Below are 16,808 nucleotides of genomic sequence, written 5' to 3'. Positions count from 1 at the left end.
CATATTCTACGACACATGCTCTACTTTTGTTCCTTCTTCTTTTTTCTTCTTACCCCGACTTACTGAGCGGATACTTTTTTATGACTAGTGAATTTTTTAGTCTGCTATAAATTTGGCATTGCACCACTGAAAAAACCCTAAATTTAAATTTTTAGTACAAACACCTCAAGTTCTCTGTTCCCTGTTTCCTATTTCCTGTTCCCTGTTCCCCATACTCATAAAGATATTGGCATGGGAAAAACCAAATAATGAAAACATCAAGATCTACCAAGTTGGATCGCTAAACACATTAATAGTCATTTCTTTACGCCCTGATGGAACAGAGGAAATACAAGCACGGATAATATCTCCATTATCTAATTCCACAGTACAAGCATGACAAGAACCCATTAAACAACCTGTAGGAATAAGTACCCCTGCACGATCGGCGACATCTAGCAGAGGTTCTCCAACCTCTGCTTCAGCAGTAATGTCATCTGGTAAAAAACGGATACGAACAGTCATGATTCCTAAGTTTTTATGAGAGAAACTATGAGAGAAATGGAGTTAAATCTAAGTGACGTTCTACCTGAACTGCAAGAGAGTCTAACAGATTTTCTCTTTGTTCGCGATAATTTGCAACTCCTGTAGGTAGAGATTTCAAACCTCTTTGCTGACGCAAACGATTTAACCAAGCCCGTCGCCATGGACCATTATCAAAAATTCCATGGAGATAGGTTCCCCAAATTGATTGACAACTATCTACCAATCCCAAATTAGGATCGTCAAACAAAGTATGGAAAACTTGGGGTTGAGCGGACTGTAACTCAGCACGCGATCGCCCTTGATGGATTTCAAAACCAGTAACGGGTAAACCTTCTTGAGGATAGTTAGAAGTTATTTGACGTTGGCGAGCAATTTTTTGACCGGTAATTACGGTCTTGATTGGTAAAAGGTTTAATCCTTGATATCTACCAGCTTGTCCTTCAATTCCTTCAGGATCAGCAATCATTTGCCCCATCATTTGGAAACCACCGCAAATCCCCAAAATTGTTCCACCAGCAGCGGCATAGTTTTGTAATGCTTCTGCCATACCGGTTTTTTGCATCAATATCAAATCGGCAATTGTGGTTTTTGTACCCGGTAAAATTACTGCATCAGGATGTCCTAATTCATGCTTGGGACTGAGGTATCTAATTGATACTGATGGTTCGGCTTCTAGTGGGTCGAAATCTGTAAAATTAGAAATTCTGGGTAAACGAATAACTGCAATATTAATTTCGCTAAAAGATTTTCTGTATCTGCGTTCTAAGAGATCCAAAGAGTCTTCTGCAGGAAATACCTGCTCCATCCAGGGAATTACTCCCACAACTGGAACACCTGTGCGTTCTTCCAACCATTTAATACCTGGTTCGAGAATGGATCTTTGTCCCCGAAATTTATTGATAACCACACCGCGAATTAATGCTCTTTCTTCAGGATCGAGTAATTCCAAGGTTCCTACTACATGAGCAAAAGCCCCTCCTCGCTCAATATCTACAACTAATATGGTGGGAGCGCGTAAATGTTTAGCAATCCGCATATTGCTTAAATCGCGGTGCTTGAGGTTAATCTCTGCAGGGGAACCTGCTCCCTCACAAACTAGTAGGTCGAATTCAGTAGATAAATGTTTTAGGGATTCTTCAATTGTTCGCCACCCTAATTCAAAATATTGCTCGTAATAATCCTTCGCAGTAATTTTACCAACAGGTCTACCTTTAATAATTACTTGGGATGTCATATCCCCTTGGGGCTTGAGCAAAATAGGATTCATTTCTACCCAAGGTACTACCCCTGCAGCCCAAGCTTGCACTGCTTGAGCGTAACCAATTTCTCCTCCATTAGCAGTTACATAGGCGTTTAAAGCCATATTTTGACCTTTGAAGGGAGCGACTCGCCAACCACGTCGCGATAAAATTCGGCAAATAGCCGTTGCAACTAATGATTTTCCTGCATGGGACGTAGTCCCCACTACCATAATTCCTTTCATAATTAAACTTCACTTTTACTAACTGAATTTGAGATTTCGAGAGTAAAGGGTGATAGCCAATTCAAAGTATTTCCTCGCAGAAACAAAATTTAAAATTACCATACCCTTTCCCCATAGAGGTTATTATTAATGGGATCGTTTAATTTTAATGTGTTTGCTTCAAATATAAGCCTGTTTGTAAAAATACAACTCTTCGTCAATAAATCACATGAAAATTAGCAAGGCGCTATGTTTCAGGAGATTTACGTTTCCCTGAAGTATCTATCCAAAGTAAATACTTGGGTAGTATGAAGATAGCAAATATTTGTTAAACTCGGTTTTGCTTTCAGTATATATTGTTCCCTTTGAGGCCTACTTCCTAACTTTTGAGGTGAAATGAGAATCGGAAGTTATCAGCCAAAACATCAGAATGAAGGGAAATTTTCAGTATTATCACAAGAGTTATTCAGTAAGATATGAATATAAAAAACTAGGGAAAAGGAAGATAAAAAACAAAATTTTTAGTTTTTAAGTTTTTTATTTTTACCCAATCCCATTAAGTATTACCAGTTACCAGTTACCAATTATCAATTACCATATGACGCTTGCGCGTCACGCCTTGCTAACACTGCGTTAGCAGTGCGGGCATATACCAATTACCAATTACTTATCTCCATTACCAACCCAAAAAGGTAACCTCAACCAACGAACGAAAAAATTAGATATACGATCACGCCATGATGGAGTGCGCCAAGTTTCTGTTTGCTTGGCTAACTGTCTACCTAGAGGTGTCAGGCGAAAACTATCAGTAATTCCTTGTCCGTCAACTTCTCGACGCAAGATACCAACTTGGATTAACCAAACCAAAGCATTATCTACAACTAACTCCGACATGGGTTTGATTGTGTAATCATTCATAACGCCGGCTTTACCAGCAATTTCACTCATCCCCACCCGTTCTTCAAGCATTTTCGTAAATAAAGCAGCCTTGAAGGGAGAACAAATTAGTGCGCGTTCTGCTCTCAAAATTGTCTGTTGCGAATAGGAAAAACTTTTCTCGATTTGGGGGGAATGAACATTTGACATTGATTTCAGCGCTTAAGCAAAAATATGAACTTTATTATAATTGTCGATCCGAACTTGATATAAAACAACAAAGATTGCAATAGCACTAATAACAAAAAAAGATGATTAAACATGCAATTGCCTGAATTACAGACGTTATTACGATCGCAAAATATCGTAAAATCTAAGGCGGCGCTAGCAAACAGGAAGAATTAATCATGGCTCTAGCTGTTGGTACTGATGCACCTGCATTTACTACTAAAGACACAAACGGTAACACTGTTTCCCTATCTGACTTCAAGGGTAAGACAGTTGTTTTGTATTTCTATCCCAAAGATGACACTCCTGGCTGTACTAAACAGGCTTGTAGTTTTCGGGATGCACGACCTGAATATCAAGGCAAAGATATTGTAGTGCTCGGTGTAAGTGCAGATGATGAAGCTTCTCACCAAGCATTTACTGAAAAATACGGTCTTAATTTTCCATTGCTAGCCGATACAGATCAATCTCTAATCAAGGCTTACGATGTTGATGGTGGCGGCTATGCTAAGCGTGTTACCTACGTGATAGATCCCAATGGAAAAATTATTCACGTTGACGGTACTGTAAACACAACTACCCACGCTCAAGATGTCTTATCAGCGATCGGGTAGTCAGGTATTCGTATACAGACAATCATAATTTATAAGAATTATGGAGAAAACCCCGGTCTATGCCTACGGCACGCAAGCTATTAGCCCGGGGATGAATACTGATAGCAGGATTTATCCTGCCATAGTTTTAGGGTACGTGGAAGACAGAGATGTAAATGCCAGTATCAATAGTAGTAAATTTTCAAAGCTAGAATTTGATAATGCCAAAACAAAGGCTCTACCAAAAATATAACTTTTGGACAGAGCCTAGTTTTGTTTCATTAATTTTAATAACTTTAATCTTGGTAGGTAGGTCTAATAATTATTGAATTTGCTGGATTGTTATTTTGCTGTACCCCCGTCTGCTGGGGTTGTTGGTTTTGTTGTTGCTGTTTTTTCCGAAATTCGGCTGCAGCATCATTAATTTGCTGACCACTGTCACTCGCAAAATTAGGGTTAAGATTTCCGAGTTGGGCGTTGTGAATTAACTGAAATAAGCTAAAGGGGTTTTGTTCCACACCTTGATTGAAAGGATCGTTTTTGTTTCCAAACTGTGAATTATTATTTTGTGGATCGTAGCGGTCGTTATCATAGCTTTTGTTGGGGTTAGCTAAACTAACTTGTGGCAAAGTTAATGTAGCTAAACTTATACCCGCTACAGTTGCAAACATTAATTGCTTTAGTGATGTAAACCAGATTTTCATGAAGCTTAAATCCCAGATAGTGTTTGTAAAATTGATATTTTTGAGAGAAATGCTTTAGGGCTTAAGAGAAATCCAATTGTTCAATATGCCACTTAAATATGCCATTTTTTGGCTTATTTTAGGTGCAGAGCATAACACATCGAAATAAGAGGTTAATGCTGATGGATTATCTACTTATGGATATACCCTAAAGAATTGTTATAATTAATACTACAAAATTAAGCAAGGGTACGACGTAACCGGGGTTGAATAATTAAAAGTGCGATGGAAGCAAAACCCAGTAAAATCAACATTGCTCCACCAAAGCTAACATCACCCCAGAAAGCGTGCATTACTATGCTACTTAATCCCCAATCCTGATGAGTATAGAGATAACGGATGGGTTCGATTGCATAGCTGAGGGGATTCAAAGTTGCAATAACCTGTAACCATTCGGGCATAAATGACAACGGAGCTAATGCGGTACTAGCAAATAACATAGGCAAGGTTGCAACAAAAATTACTGCTAATAATTCAATGTGTCCGGGGAGAGCAAAGGATAAACCTAAGCTTAATGCCGTTACACCCAATGCTAAAAGGAATACAATGAGTGCGATCGCTCCTAAACCAGCTAAACTTGGAATCCCTGCACCTAAAAATCCTGTAGCAGCAATAATGACTGCAGCTTGGAGAAAACTTTGGCTAATAATAAAGATTGCCGAAGCTAAAACAATTGAAAACCGAGAGGCGAGGGGAGCAACAAGCAACCGATTCAAAAAACCAAATTCGCGATCAAACATTACCGGTAAACCTGCATTAAGTGCACCAGCAAATGCTGTAAATACAATTATGCCTGCACCAAGGAATTGTCCATAGTTTGTAGTGTCCCCAAAAATACCTTTGGGCGCGTTTTGGAACAAGGCTCCAAATAGAATCAACCACATAACTGGTTGAACGAGACTTGCAATTAAACTCGATGGACGTCGTTGCAACTGAATAAATAGACGGCGAGTAAGGGCGAAAGTTTCTTGCACTAATTCACCAAAGAAATTTGGGGTTACATCACCATAAAGCTGTGGTGATGCGACTTGCTGCCAATTAATATCTGGCTTGGGAGGTGTAATAGTTCCGCTCATAATGTTTTGGGGATTGGGGACTAGGGATTAGGGATTGGGGATTAGGGATTAGCGACTAGCGATTAGGTGTAAATTACAATTAACTGTTAACTGACTCCTATCTCATATTTTGTTTACGTTCAGCTTTTGGATCGCGGTTACTAGCTGCAGCGATTTCGGCATCCATTAGAGTACGTCCAGTTGCAGCTAAATATACATCATCTAAACTGGGACGGGATTGGGCAATTCCGAAAGTCGGTAAACCTGCAGAATTTAATTCCTTTTGAATACTAATTAGAGCGTCACTTTGTGGTGTAACAACTAAATTTAAAGAATTTCCTTGGGCAGTGTTGATAATTATTTCTTGAACGAAAGGTAGAGATTCTAGTAAGCTTTTAGCTTTTTCTGCTTCTTCTACAGGAGAAAATTCCCGAATTCTTAGAGTAACGCGATCGCCTCCTAGTTTGTCCTTTAATTCCGATGGTGTTCCAGTTGCAATGACTGTTCCCTGGTCAATGATTGCAACTCGGTCAGCTAAAGCATCAATTTCTTCTAGGTAATGGCTGGTAATTAATACTGTGGTTCCAGCTTTACGTAATTGTCGGAGAAATTCCCACACAACAAAACGGCTTTCTATATCCAGACCTACAGTAGGTTCGTCCAAAACTAAAACATCTGGTGCATGCAGCAAACCTGCAGCTAAATCCAAACGTTTGCGTAAACCACCGGAGTAGGTACCAGTTTTTTTATCGGCATACTCCTGTAACCCAAGTAACTTTAATACGGTGTCAATACGCTGTTTTTTAGCTGAATGGGGTAAATGATAAAGTGCGGCTTGGAGTTGTAGTAATTCCCTTCCAGTAAGTACTTTATCTAAAGCTACTTCTTGTGCGACATAACCAAGTCTTTTTCTTGCTTGCTTGGGATTGTCTGTTACGGAAATTCCAGATACCTCAACTTTACCTGCATCAGGTGTTGTGAGAGTGCATAAAATACGTAATGTTGTAGTTTTGCCTGCACCGTTAGGACCTAATAAGCCAAAGATTTCACCTGGCTGGATTTCGAAAGAAACATCCTTAACGGCTTCAACATTGCCGTATTTTTTTTGGAGACTTTTAATTAAAACGGCAGGGGGCATGGCAAATAATAAGTCGATATACAAATCGCAACAAATATATATCCTTATCTTATCGTTGGAGTCAATTGTTGGGGATTAGGGATTGGCGACTTGCGACTTGCGACTGGGGATAGCACTGCGTGCCGCCTTGCGGCATATAGGGATTGGGTATAAGTTCACAATTCACTGTTAACTGGTAACTGATAACTGTAGCCCGTAAGGGCGTGGCGTTAGCCATAAACTGATAAGACAAAAAAACTAATCTCTATCACCAACTTGGGTAAATTGGGCGCTGGCAAAAATTGCTTCTGGATGGCGGTAGTATTTAAATTCCATTAGGTTATAAAACGGATCTTCCAGAAAAAAAGTACGATGCTCTAAAGGTGACTCGAGAAAGCGGTCTTTGGGCTCTTCCCGAAAAAGTAATTCCTGTTTTTTTGCTCTTACCAATAAATTTTCCCAATCTTGCTCCAGAGTAAAAACAATTCCAAAGTGTCTGGGGTAAATATTCCGTTGTGGCGAGAGTGGCTCTTTAGTCAGGTGAGCAACAATTTGATGCCCATGCAGATTTAAGATTAAGGCGTGACGACTTTCTCGTCCGGGAATACAGCCTAAACCATCAACATAGTAAGTTTTAGCTTTGGCAATATTAGTAACAGGAAATGCAAGATGGAATATTGTTTGCTGTTGCATTGCTTTAACGTCAAAAAAATATTTATGCGCAAAAAGCTATATCAATTATCTATTAACCAATACCGAGTAATGAGTAATAAGTAATGAGTAATAATTCAATAAGTTGTTACGCATCTAATTTGTATATTATTCAATTCGATAGCGAAGCCTCAAACTTTCTTCAATTATGTCCTACGNTACTTATGTCCTACGGACACGCAATACCTACGGTACGCTGCGCTAGGCGCTAATAACTTGCTGTTGTGCATTAAAAATGCACGACAGCTTAATTTTCAGTATTATCCCAATCCCCAGTCGCTAATCCCCAGTCGCTAATCCCCAATCCCCAGTCGCCAATTCCTAACCCCACTCAAAACCTCTGCAACTGCGGCTAAACTTCTGGAATCAATTAACATCCAAGCATGAAGTAATACTGGTATGACAATTTCTTTCCCTACAGGCATTTTGGAGCTATTTGCAGGAACAATCATCATATCCAGGGGGGTCCAGATTGAGGTGTAATCTACTTGTTTTAATATCGACATATCCTGGTTTAAGTCATTCAAAAATGTACTTTCAGGACGCATTTGTTTAGCACCCGGACGTTGTGATAGATAAGCAACCCGCGTACCATAATGTGGCGATGAAATAGTAATAAATTTTTGTACGCGTTTAATCCCCCCTAACCTTTGTACGTAATATCGGCTAACTATTCCCCCCATGCTAAAGCCGACTAAGTCTAAAGCTCGATCTGAATTAAAATTAGTTTTGATATGATTGGCTAGCTGTTGTGCTAATTCTTCTAAAGCAGCATCACCATTATTTGGTACTAGGTCAACATCGTATACATCACGACCCTGTTGCTTTAAGTAAGAACTCATTTTGCGGAAAACTTTACCCGTGTCCCAAATTCCATGCACAAGCAATACAGGATTGCGTTGCTTTTGTCCAGTATTCATTTAGATAATTACACTTACTTAAACAGAGTTAAAGTTAACTGCTTAACATCTTAATACTTAAGCAGTTTTAGACGAAATTGATGTTAATCCAAGAATTTAATATTTTTCTATTTGAATTGTACTTCTGCAGCTGTAACTCTGAAGCAGTTCGATTAAATTTTCATTGACAACTGAATGACTACTTTTAGACAACTGAATAAATATCAATACGGAGATAACAAAAGTAACAGTTAACTTTTGTTAAGGAACCTTTCATAATCTTGCTCAGAGCCACTAGGAAATTTAATAATTAAATCTGTATATGTACGGGTTATAAATTCCTAGACTGGGAAGTTTAGCAATTTTTACTCCATACTTAGATCGCTATCTACAGATGAACTCTGACTATTTTTTAATTAGTCAACAGTTGTCATCCAAGCTGGGTGTCGTAGAAAATGGGTTAGTGGGTGGATTCTTGATAAAAGGTAACATTGTTCCATAATTTTTTTCATAATTATGGTGGGTTCTTTAGGTTTAGAGGGTAGGAGAATCTCTGATGAGTAAAATTTTAGATTTAGTTACTGGAATTCTTCCAGGAAAAAATAAAGATAATGGTTACTACTTAGAATTGAAGGAAGATGAAGTAAAGTCTCCAGCAACTTCAAAGGTAGCTAAGTCACAGCCAGAGTCATCAAATGGTGTAGCACCTGTAAAACCAACTGCAGAAACTAGTGTAGCTCCAGACACATCTGCATCTAATGGCAACACTGCAGAAAAGAAAGAAGCTGAGCCAAAATCTAAGAAAGTATCAATTAAAGAGCGGAGAAAAGCAGAAAAGGCGAAAAAATCTCAGTCAGAAAATTCGCCACAGACTACTTCTACTGCACCTGCTCGAACTGTTAAGCCACAGGAACCTGTGGAAACTAACTTTTCAACAAAATATTTGATGCCAAATAGTACAAATGGTCGACGACGTCCTGGGGCAAATATGAATTCCTTTTTGGAAATGGCGCGTACCGTCAAAACTCCTATTGTTAAATAGTTGGGTTTATTGTTTGTAGAACTGAGTATATTTAATTCAGCTTTAAAAACTTAAATATTGATGGTAAAAAATCTGTATTTCATAGATTTAGAGCTGAAACCATCATTAAAAACAAAATTTATGATGAGGGAAGCCTGGTTACTTAAGTGACCGGGTTTTTATGTTTAGCCAAATAAATCTTTTTCCCAATACTCTGATGGTTTTTTATAAAACTTAGAAATATCAAGTCATACAATGTGTTACAATCGTAATTCAAAAGCTGATTGTAACTCTGTTGGTATTGAGATGACACGAATAGAGCTTGCCTATCCCAAAATTCCAGACAGTAAAAACTGTCCTCTAAAGAAATGTATAGCTTTTGAGAAATATGATGGTACTAATCTCCATTGGGTATGGGAAACTGAACTTGGGTGGTATGCTTTTGGTACCCGTCGTAACAGGTTTGACTTAGATGATATGGGTATTGCAGAATTCAATAATGCCCATCCAGGTTTAGAAGAAGCTCCTGACATATTCAAAAAAGACTTTGCGAGCCAGTTAGAAGATATATTTCGACAAAATCAGCAATATCGCTATCCTGAAATTACCGTATTTACAGAGTTTTTTGGTTCTAACTCATTTGCGGGAATGCACAGAAAGGAGGATCCAAAACAAATCATTCTCTTTGATGTACAAGTTGATAAAAATATTATTATGCCCGACCGATTTGTCCAGGACTTTAGTGAGCTAAAGATTCCACGAGTTATTTATCGTGGTAAGCTCACTGGCAAGTTTATTGATGATGTTCGCCAAGGAAAATATAGTGTTAATGAAGGTGTTGTGTGTAAGGGAGGTAGCGACCCAGATAATTTATGGATGGTAAAAGTCAAAACTAATGATTATATGCGGAGATTGCAACAAGCATTCAAGCACGATTGGGAAGCATATTGGGAATAAGAAAAATATAGTAAATATTAACTAACTATAAATTTATAGGAAAAATAATTTCATTTTTATTAATACTGGTTTTCGGTACTGTTGTTATAGTCAGATTAACTCGGCGGAGAATATTTATTAATCATAGCAAGTGCTTTCAAAGGATTTAATAACTAATTTGAAATAGTTGATGCTCCTGCTGACATTAAATCCTTAAATTAAATTAAATTAAATTAAATTAAATTGAATATTCAAGGCTAACCTTTGAAAATTATTTAAGTACGTTAGTAAGAAAAATCATAACTTGTTTGTAATAGCGCTTTAGCGCTAAAGCGCGACTACTAACCAAATACAGATATTTTATATTTATTTACATAGTTTACTTTTTTTTCGCCTACTTACTTATTTAGTAAAATATTTCTTCAGCAACATTTATATTACTGAGAGTTTTTAACAAAAGCTAATCCACTATATAACTGAAATGCTGCATCCCAATTAGTTTTTTCCCGCCTGATTAAATTTATGTGGGGCTGAATTTTATTTAGTAATTCTGCTCGGTCAAGTATATTTTCTGCAAAGGTATTAAAATCTGAACAAATTTGAATCTTCTGTAATTTTTTTTCCAGAGATGTAAGTAAATTATTCCAGTTGATTCTAATTGTATTTTGGCTGTTTTGAGGAGCTATATTTATGCCTTGTTGATATTCATAGCCATTATCATAAAGTCGCAAAATACAATTTCGGTTGGGAAGGTGTAAATCATAAAATTGAAAATAATCCTGAGTTTGAGTTTTGCGTTCCAATTTACCCCGCACATCTCGATCTACAACCTCTTCAAAGACTGGTAATAGCCCCTTAACACATTGTTTGACTTCTGACCAATCAAAACTAAGGGAACCAAGTTGATTTTCTCGATCACGACAAACAACAGTAGCTTTTGAATCTAATTGAGTAAAATAATTAACTTGAAAAACTTGTATTTTCTGAATATCTGTTAGTTTTGCCCAAAAACAAGGTATTGTGGCATTCAATAATTGTTGACCATAAAATTTTAATTCTCCCACCATCCCGCTACGGTATAAGCGCCATCCACGACTCGGTAATAATAATCTGGCACTATAAGCATCTATTTGCATGATTTGAGCAAATTTTTGCGCTGCTTGAGTTTTTATTTCGTTGCTGAGAGCTTCTAAGACTAATACTCCTTGTTCGGTGTTATCTGGCTTAGATGTAGCTTCAGCTATGGCTTCTTTTCTTTTTTGTTCCCGAATTTTTTCTAGCCTTTGTAAGGCTTCACGAGCAGCAATAACTATTTTCGCACCCACTGTATGTCTGAGTAATTGTCGATAAACCTTTTCTGCTTCTTGGTATTTCTCTGTGACTTCATACAGTTGTCCCAAGTGAAAAAGTACCCAAGGATCTTCTGGTGACTCTTTGAGAAGTTTTTTGATTAATTTAGCTGCGGTACGATAATCTTTGGTTTTGAATGCGTCAGTAACTTGCTTTATCATACTCTTAGCACCAAAATAGCTGGTTTATAGATAGATATTAGATGATATGCCTAAAATTTAACATCAACATTTTCTATTGCAATAGATTCTAATGCAGCAGCTACTACAGATAAAGCAAAAATTGGTGCAGTCACAGATCTTAAAATTCTTTTTCCCAAAGAAACTGTTTGAAAGCCAGCTTCAGTTGCTAATTCTATTTCTTTTTCTGTCCATCCCCCTTCTGGTCCAGTTGCAAGCCAGATTTGACAAGGTTTTTCTTGCTCAATGGCATATTTTTGACCGGAAATATAAGCTAGCAAGTGAGGAGAATCACTGCGGGCTGTACAAATATATTTTTTATGTTGAGCGGCAGAGTTTTCTGAATCTGGGAACAATGATAAGCTTTGGTCAAAGTTTACTGGCTCAAGAATATTAGGAACAAAAGTTCGTTCTGACTGTTCAGAAGCTTCCTGAGCTATTTTTTGCCAGCGTTGAAATTTTTGAGGGCTGGGTTTAAGTAAAGTTCTCTTACTGATTACTGGAGCAATACAGCTTACTCCCAATTCAGTACAACAACGTACTATCTCGTCAAATCCATTTTTTGGTAAAGCTGAGATGAGTGTAACTGAAATAGATAATTCTTGATTTTCGACCTCTAGTTTTTCTAATACCCGTGCTTCTTCGCCTCTAAGTTGTGTTAACCACCATTGACCCTCACCATCCATGGCGATGAATTTACTACCCTCTCCTAAGCGCAGCACGCGATAGAGATAATGTTTTTGTTTTGCTGTCAGTACAATCTGTTCTTGTTGTTTTTGGAATGGTGCGATCGCAATCCTTTGCAGTTGTCTCATGCAGTCTTGGGAGGGTATTTCAAGAGAGGGAAGTGTGGGTAGTTTAGGAGTGTGGAAAGAGGATTTGTGATTTTTAAGCGTATGATTTTCAATTTTAGGTTTAATTTTAGGGGCACACCGCAGTGCGCCCCTAGATAGTAATATTTTTTGCCAAAAAATCTAGTTAAAAATTTTAGCAGAAAGTTGTTAGCAAAAAGCTGTTAGCAAAGAGCTTTCAAGGGAGATATATCAACATTTAATGTTCAAATATTCTACGACTGCTTCATTGACTAAATCAGTCATTGACTTACCCTGAGAATTAGCAATCTCTTTGAGATGGGTGTAAATCTCATTGCGTACAGTTATTCTGTGACTGGGCTTGCGTTTATTATTACTTGTCTCAGGCTTGTAATTTTCTGAGAACTTGCGAATTTCATCAAAGCCTACTCGAGCACAAAAATCACCAAAACTTTCTTCTTGTTCCCGAGAGTTTCTAAAGTAGACAAAAATTGGTTCGAGGAAACTTTCTAATTCATTAATAGGGAGTTTATTAACGTATGGTTCTGCAAGACGAGTTTGATTCGGCGAACCTCCCAACCAAATTTGATAAGCTTCGGGAGCGCTACCCACAAAACCAAGTTCAGCCATGTAAGGACGGGCACAACCGTTAGGACAGCCTGTCATCCTAATCACAAAATGCTCGTTCTTTAAACCAACTTTATTCAGCAATTTTTCAATGCGTTGCAAAATACTGGGTATTGCTCTTTCTGATTCGGTAATAGCTAAACCACAGGTTGGTAATGCAGGACAAGCCATTGCGTAGCGTACTAAAGAATTAACTTTTTCTGGGTTGCTATTAACACCATTATCTTTGAGTATTTTCTCAATTGCGATTTGATTTTCTGGATCGATGTCGTAGAAAATTAAGTTATGATTTGGTGTGAGGCGAATCGGTAAGTTGAACTGCTCAACAATTTCTCGTACGGCTGTTTTTAATTGAAAACTACCTTCGTCTTTCACCCGTCCGTTATCAATGGAAATTCCAACAAATAACTTACCATCACCTTGTTCGTTCCAACCAAGAAAATCTTTGTATTTCCATTCCGGTAAGGGCTTAAATGCTTCTAATGGCTTGCCAAGATATTTTTCTACCATAGACTGGAATTTCTCTACACCCCAGTCATTAATTAGATATTTTAGTCTGGCATGACGGCGATTAACGCGATCGCCATAATCTCTTTGGGTTGCAACAACGGCTTTAACTAAATCGTATACATCTTCTTTCGCAACATAACCGATAGGATCTGCGGCTCTAGCAAATGTTTCTTCTTTATTATGAGTTCTTCCTAAGCCACCACCTGCAAAGATGTCAAAACCTTCTAATTCATCCTTATCGTTGGTTATGACGACCAAGGTTAAATCTTGGGTATACAAATCTACGGAATTATCACCGGGGACGGTAACACAAATTTTAAATTTGCGTGGCATGTAGTGGGTGCCGTAAATTGGTTCCGGATTGTCATGGAATACAGTACCATTACCGTTACGTTCTCTTGCTGCTTTGATTTCTGGATCTTCTTCCCCACTAATTGCTTTTTCCCCATCCAACCAAATTTCGTAATAAGCTCCTGTTTGGGGTGTCAACAAGTCAGCAATATTATTTGCATATTCCCAAGCGTACTGATACTCGGGTTGGTTTTTAAATGGAGCAGGTGGTGCCATAACATTACGGTTAAGGTCGCCGCAAGCACCTAAGGTAGAACCCATACTTTTAACAATGGCAGCGATTGTTGCTTTCAGGTTCTTCTTTAAGATTCCATGTAGCTGAAAACCTTGGCGAGTTGTGACCCGCATCGTATTGTTGCCATATTCATTAGATAATTTATCTAAAGTCAAATATAGCTGTGGTGGAATAAATCCTCCCGGACTGCGCGTCCGTAACATAAACTGGTAATCTTTCTCCTGCCCCTTAACTCGGTTATCGCGGTTATCCTGCTGATAAGAACCGTGAAACTTGAGGATTTGAATTGCCTTTTCGCTAAAACGGTTTGTATCTTCAAGTAATTCAGTTGCTACAGGTTCGCGTAAAAAATTACTATTTTCTTTGATACCTTCGATTTTGGAAGGTTTACGATTTGCAATCTCGGGAGGAGCGGATTTAACCATTGCTGTTTTATCGTCTTCTTAAATTAAGCACCACAGTAACCGAATTTAGGAACTGAGAATAAGAACCATTTCGGTTTAATAATTTCTTGTAATCTAATAGCAATAGCAAATTAGATAATATTCTTATCTTAACATGCGAAAAAGCTGGGTTTTTCAGTGATGCAACACTTAACAAACCCAGCAATAACTTTTACTTACCCATTAAGATTTATGAGTAAGCGAGAACAAATAATACTTCAAGACATTGAACATATCTAAGAGGAGTAGTAGAAAAAGTTTATCTCAAGGCCAAAAATAAACAATGAAAAGACCAAACGGCAACTTAGAGTCAACTAATTTCCGAGCATAAATAAATTGATAGTTATTCAGATATTTCTAATGTCTTGTGATGGGAATAATGTGATTATTAGGTATCTTTTGAAGTCAGATAAAAACTCAGGAATGATTTATTTGAAGCGATAACCTAAACCACCACCAACATTAATAGCAGAAGCGGGACTATTTTCATAAGCATCAACACCTACAGTTGCATTAGAGTAAATGAGGAAATTTTTGCCAACTTCGGTTTCTACACCAGCAGTAACTGCTACGGAATCTTTATTTCCTAAGGGTGTTGGCTGACCATTTTTTTCAACAAAAGAATAGCCTGCAGCAACGTAAGCATTGGTGTTTTTAGCAATTCCTGCATCTACGGAAACTTGAGGCACGATGGCAGTTGTGTCATCACTAAATAGAATTTGAGTTCGAGCAGAAAATGGAGATTCGCCTAGCTTTACCCGACCTGTTATGTTACCACCAAAAGTTGCTGCGCCTCCACTTTGCCCACCATTAGTTACTCCTGCTGCAAAACCCGCACCAACATAACTTGCATCAGTACCTTTTTTGGGTTGAGCAGATGCTTGTTCTGCTGACATAAATCCTGCGGTAATGGAAACGGCTGACAAAGCAGAAATTACGACAAAAGACTTGAATAATTTATGCATAATTCAAAATATTTTTTGTAGGAGTTGCCTTTAAGTACCATGTCGAAAAATAGACCAGAAGGTTCCACAAGTGTCCGATGATTTTCTGATTTTTGATTGATAATATTTATGCGGTTTTTATAGTGAATTTACTAGGTTTTAGATTTTTTATGATTCCTTACTTCAAATATCTTGATTTGCCCTCAGTCTGTAGACATTTTTTATACTTGCACAATGGTGTGATATCAAAAAAATCATGATGAATTTGATAAAAATCTATAATCATGAAATAAGATATATATTTGTCCTATTCTTGCAATAGAAATGTAGTTTAAAGCTTGATGTTTTACTCCTAATAGAGGAGGTAATTTGGAGCAAAAATATCGGGAAATTTTTCGGTAATACTACAAATGTGCGCTATTTTTTTAATAGTTCAAGTTTGAGAAGCTTTATTTTGCAATAAGGAAAGAATTGCTATATTACCAAAACTAGCTGATTGATAACAGGTTATTTTTAAGTTGAGGTGAATTAGGTTAATGTAGATTGGCAATGAGTTTAATTCACCACTGATAATTAGTCCCTTGTCAAGCTATCCGTGAATTAGCCCTCACGGTCGCTCTCAAGATCGGTGTCAAAAGGATTGGTCAACAGGTCTTTCTCAAAAATGTGAAGCGTTATTGAGCTATTTGATTTAACATCCACTGCAAATAAGCTTGAGACCCATCAACTATGGGTATAGCAATAATCTCCGGTACATCATAGGAATGAAGCTCTTGGATTTTTGCTTCTAATGCTGGAAATTGACTGAGCTTTGTCTTAATAATAAGCTGCCATTCTCGATCCTTACTTACCTTACCTTCCCAAATATAAATAGAACAGTGAATTGGTAGGATGTTAACGCAAGTAGCAAGTTTGAGTTCTACCAACGCAGTAGGAATATTTTCTGCTTCCTCTTGAGAACCTGCGGTTACCAGTACTACTGTGCAATTATTATCCCCATCCATTATTCCATCCTTAAAATTTGCAGCAACTAAACAGTTCGTAGTTAGTGATTCATTCCTTAACTGGGGTATTAAAAAACCTGGTACAACCTTAAATTTAATTTTTATTGTGACACTTGCCTAATTCTGGGTAATGCTACATCTACCAATTTGAGACGCGAAGCAACCTTGCGGTCACTCAACACATGTA

17 protein-coding genes are annotated in these 16,808 nt (G+C 37.7%); 4 read left to right on the top strand and 13 right to left on the bottom strand.

What is annotated here, in order from left to right:
* Positions 1 to 264: 264 nt before the first annotated feature.
* The 3 genes from BC008_RS39525 to BC008_RS39515 all read right to left on the bottom strand — a co-directional run bounded on the left by BC008_RS39525 (position 265) and on the right by BC008_RS39515 (position 3,073).
* Positions 265 to 504 carry a 2Fe-2S iron-sulfur cluster-binding protein gene (locus tag BC008_RS39525; RefSeq protein WP_058184562.1) on the bottom strand — a complete coding sequence of 80 codons (240 nt, stop codon included), beginning with the start codon at positions 502 to 504 and terminating at the stop codon, positions 265 to 267.
* A gap of 25 nt (positions 505 to 529) precedes the next feature.
* The gene (gene cobQ, locus BC008_RS39520; protein WP_027846055.1) at positions 530 to 2,008 is read right to left on the bottom strand and encodes a cobyric acid synthase CobQ; all 1,479 of its coding nucleotides are present in this window, start codon (positions 2,006 to 2,008) and stop codon (positions 530 to 532) included.
* A 642-nt stretch (positions 2,009 to 2,650) separates the two neighbouring features.
* Positions 2,651 to 3,073 (bottom strand): Npun_F0494 family protein, encoded by a 423-nt coding sequence (locus tag BC008_RS39515; protein ID WP_027846056.1) that lies wholly within the window; start codon positions 3,071 to 3,073, stop codon positions 2,651 to 2,653.
* A gap of 197 nt (positions 3,074 to 3,270) precedes the next feature.
* Here BC008_RS39515 and BC008_RS39510 point away from each other — a divergent pair, with 197 nt between their 5' ends.
* Positions 3,271 to 3,705: a peroxiredoxin gene (locus BC008_RS39510; protein ID WP_027846057.1), complete on the top strand. Its 435-nt coding sequence runs from the start codon at positions 3,271 to 3,273 to the stop codon at positions 3,703 to 3,705.
* Between the two features lie 40 nt (positions 3,706 to 3,745).
* Positions 3,746 to 3,937, top strand: coding sequence for a hypothetical protein (locus tag BC008_RS39505; protein ID WP_027846058.1), 192 nt, complete (start codon positions 3,746 to 3,748; stop codon positions 3,935 to 3,937).
* 43 nt (positions 3,938 to 3,980) lie between these two features.
* Here BC008_RS39505 and BC008_RS39500 read toward each other — a convergent pair whose 3' ends face one another.
* The 5 genes from BC008_RS39500 to BC008_RS39480 all read right to left on the bottom strand — a co-directional run bounded on the left by BC008_RS39500 (position 3,981) and on the right by BC008_RS39480 (position 8,230).
* Positions 3,981 to 4,388, bottom strand: coding sequence for a hypothetical protein (locus BC008_RS39500; RefSeq protein WP_063800854.1), 408 nt, complete (start codon positions 4,386 to 4,388; stop codon positions 3,981 to 3,983).
* 218 nt (positions 4,389 to 4,606) lie between these two features.
* Entirely contained in the window at positions 4,607 to 5,503 is an 897-nt protein-coding gene (locus tag BC008_RS39495; RefSeq protein WP_027846059.1) for an ABC transporter permease, read from the bottom strand.
* 97 nt (positions 5,504 to 5,600) lie between these two features.
* Entirely contained in the window at positions 5,601 to 6,620 is a 1,020-nt protein-coding gene (locus BC008_RS39490) for a daunorubicin resistance protein DrrA family ABC transporter ATP-binding protein (protein ID WP_027846060.1), read from the bottom strand.
* A 237-nt stretch (positions 6,621 to 6,857) separates the two neighbouring features.
* Positions 6,858 to 7,292, bottom strand: coding sequence for a VOC family protein (locus tag BC008_RS39485; RefSeq protein ID WP_058184558.1), 435 nt, complete (start codon positions 7,290 to 7,292; stop codon positions 6,858 to 6,860).
* A 311-nt stretch (positions 7,293 to 7,603) separates the two neighbouring features.
* Complete coding sequence (locus tag BC008_RS39480; RefSeq protein ID WP_058184556.1) at positions 7,604 to 8,230, bottom strand: esterase/lipase family protein; 627 nt, start codon at positions 8,228 to 8,230, stop codon at positions 7,604 to 7,606.
* Between the two features lie 535 nt (positions 8,231 to 8,765).
* Between BC008_RS39480 and BC008_RS39475 the strand changes: the two genes are divergently transcribed.
* Together BC008_RS39475 and BC008_RS39470 are read left to right on the top strand one after the other, a co-directional pair.
* Positions 8,766 to 9,251 carry a hypothetical protein gene (locus BC008_RS39475; RefSeq protein WP_036268914.1) on the top strand — a complete coding sequence of 162 codons (486 nt, stop codon included), beginning with the start codon at positions 8,766 to 8,768 and terminating at the stop codon, positions 9,249 to 9,251.
* Positions 9,252 to 9,536: 285 nt separating this feature from the next.
* Complete coding sequence (locus BC008_RS39470) at positions 9,537 to 10,187, top strand: RNA ligase family protein (protein WP_027846797.1); 651 nt, start codon at positions 9,537 to 9,539, stop codon at positions 10,185 to 10,187.
* A gap of 416 nt (positions 10,188 to 10,603) precedes the next feature.
* On the opposite strand, the gene BC008_RS39465 is transcribed toward BC008_RS39470, so the two are convergent.
* From BC008_RS39465 to cutA, 5 genes are all read right to left on the bottom strand, one after another.
* Positions 10,604 to 11,677 (bottom strand): tetratricopeptide repeat protein, encoded by a 1,074-nt coding sequence (locus BC008_RS39465; RefSeq protein ID WP_027845513.1) that lies wholly within the window; start codon positions 11,675 to 11,677, stop codon positions 10,604 to 10,606.
* A gap of 50 nt (positions 11,678 to 11,727) precedes the next feature.
* Positions 11,728 to 12,510 (bottom strand): 16S rRNA (uracil(1498)-N(3))-methyltransferase, encoded by a 783-nt coding sequence (locus tag BC008_RS39460; protein WP_027845512.1) that lies wholly within the window; start codon positions 12,508 to 12,510, stop codon positions 11,728 to 11,730.
* Positions 12,511 to 12,738: 228 nt separating this feature from the next.
* Positions 12,739 to 14,655: a sulfite reductase, ferredoxin dependent gene (gene sir / locus BC008_RS39455; RefSeq protein ID WP_027845511.1), complete on the bottom strand. Its 1,917-nt coding sequence runs from the start codon at positions 14,653 to 14,655 to the stop codon at positions 12,739 to 12,741.
* Positions 14,656 to 15,101: 446 nt separating this feature from the next.
* Entirely contained in the window at positions 15,102 to 15,638 is a 537-nt protein-coding gene (locus tag BC008_RS39450; RefSeq protein WP_027845510.1) for a histidine kinase, read from the bottom strand.
* Between the two features lie 653 nt (positions 15,639 to 16,291).
* Entirely contained in the window at positions 16,292 to 16,621 is a 330-nt protein-coding gene (gene cutA / locus BC008_RS39445; protein ID WP_027845509.1) for a divalent-cation tolerance protein CutA, read from the bottom strand.
* Positions 16,622 to 16,808 lie beyond the last annotated feature (187 nt).

Origin of the sequence: Mastigocoleus testarum BC008, assembly GCF_001456025.1 — a bacterium.
Classification (GTDB): domain Bacteria; phylum Cyanobacteriota; class Cyanobacteriia; order Cyanobacteriales; family Nostocaceae; genus Mastigocoleus; species Mastigocoleus testarum.
The sequence above is the reverse complement of the archived record's forward strand: the minus strand, read 5'-3'. Positions and strand labels throughout refer to the sequence as shown.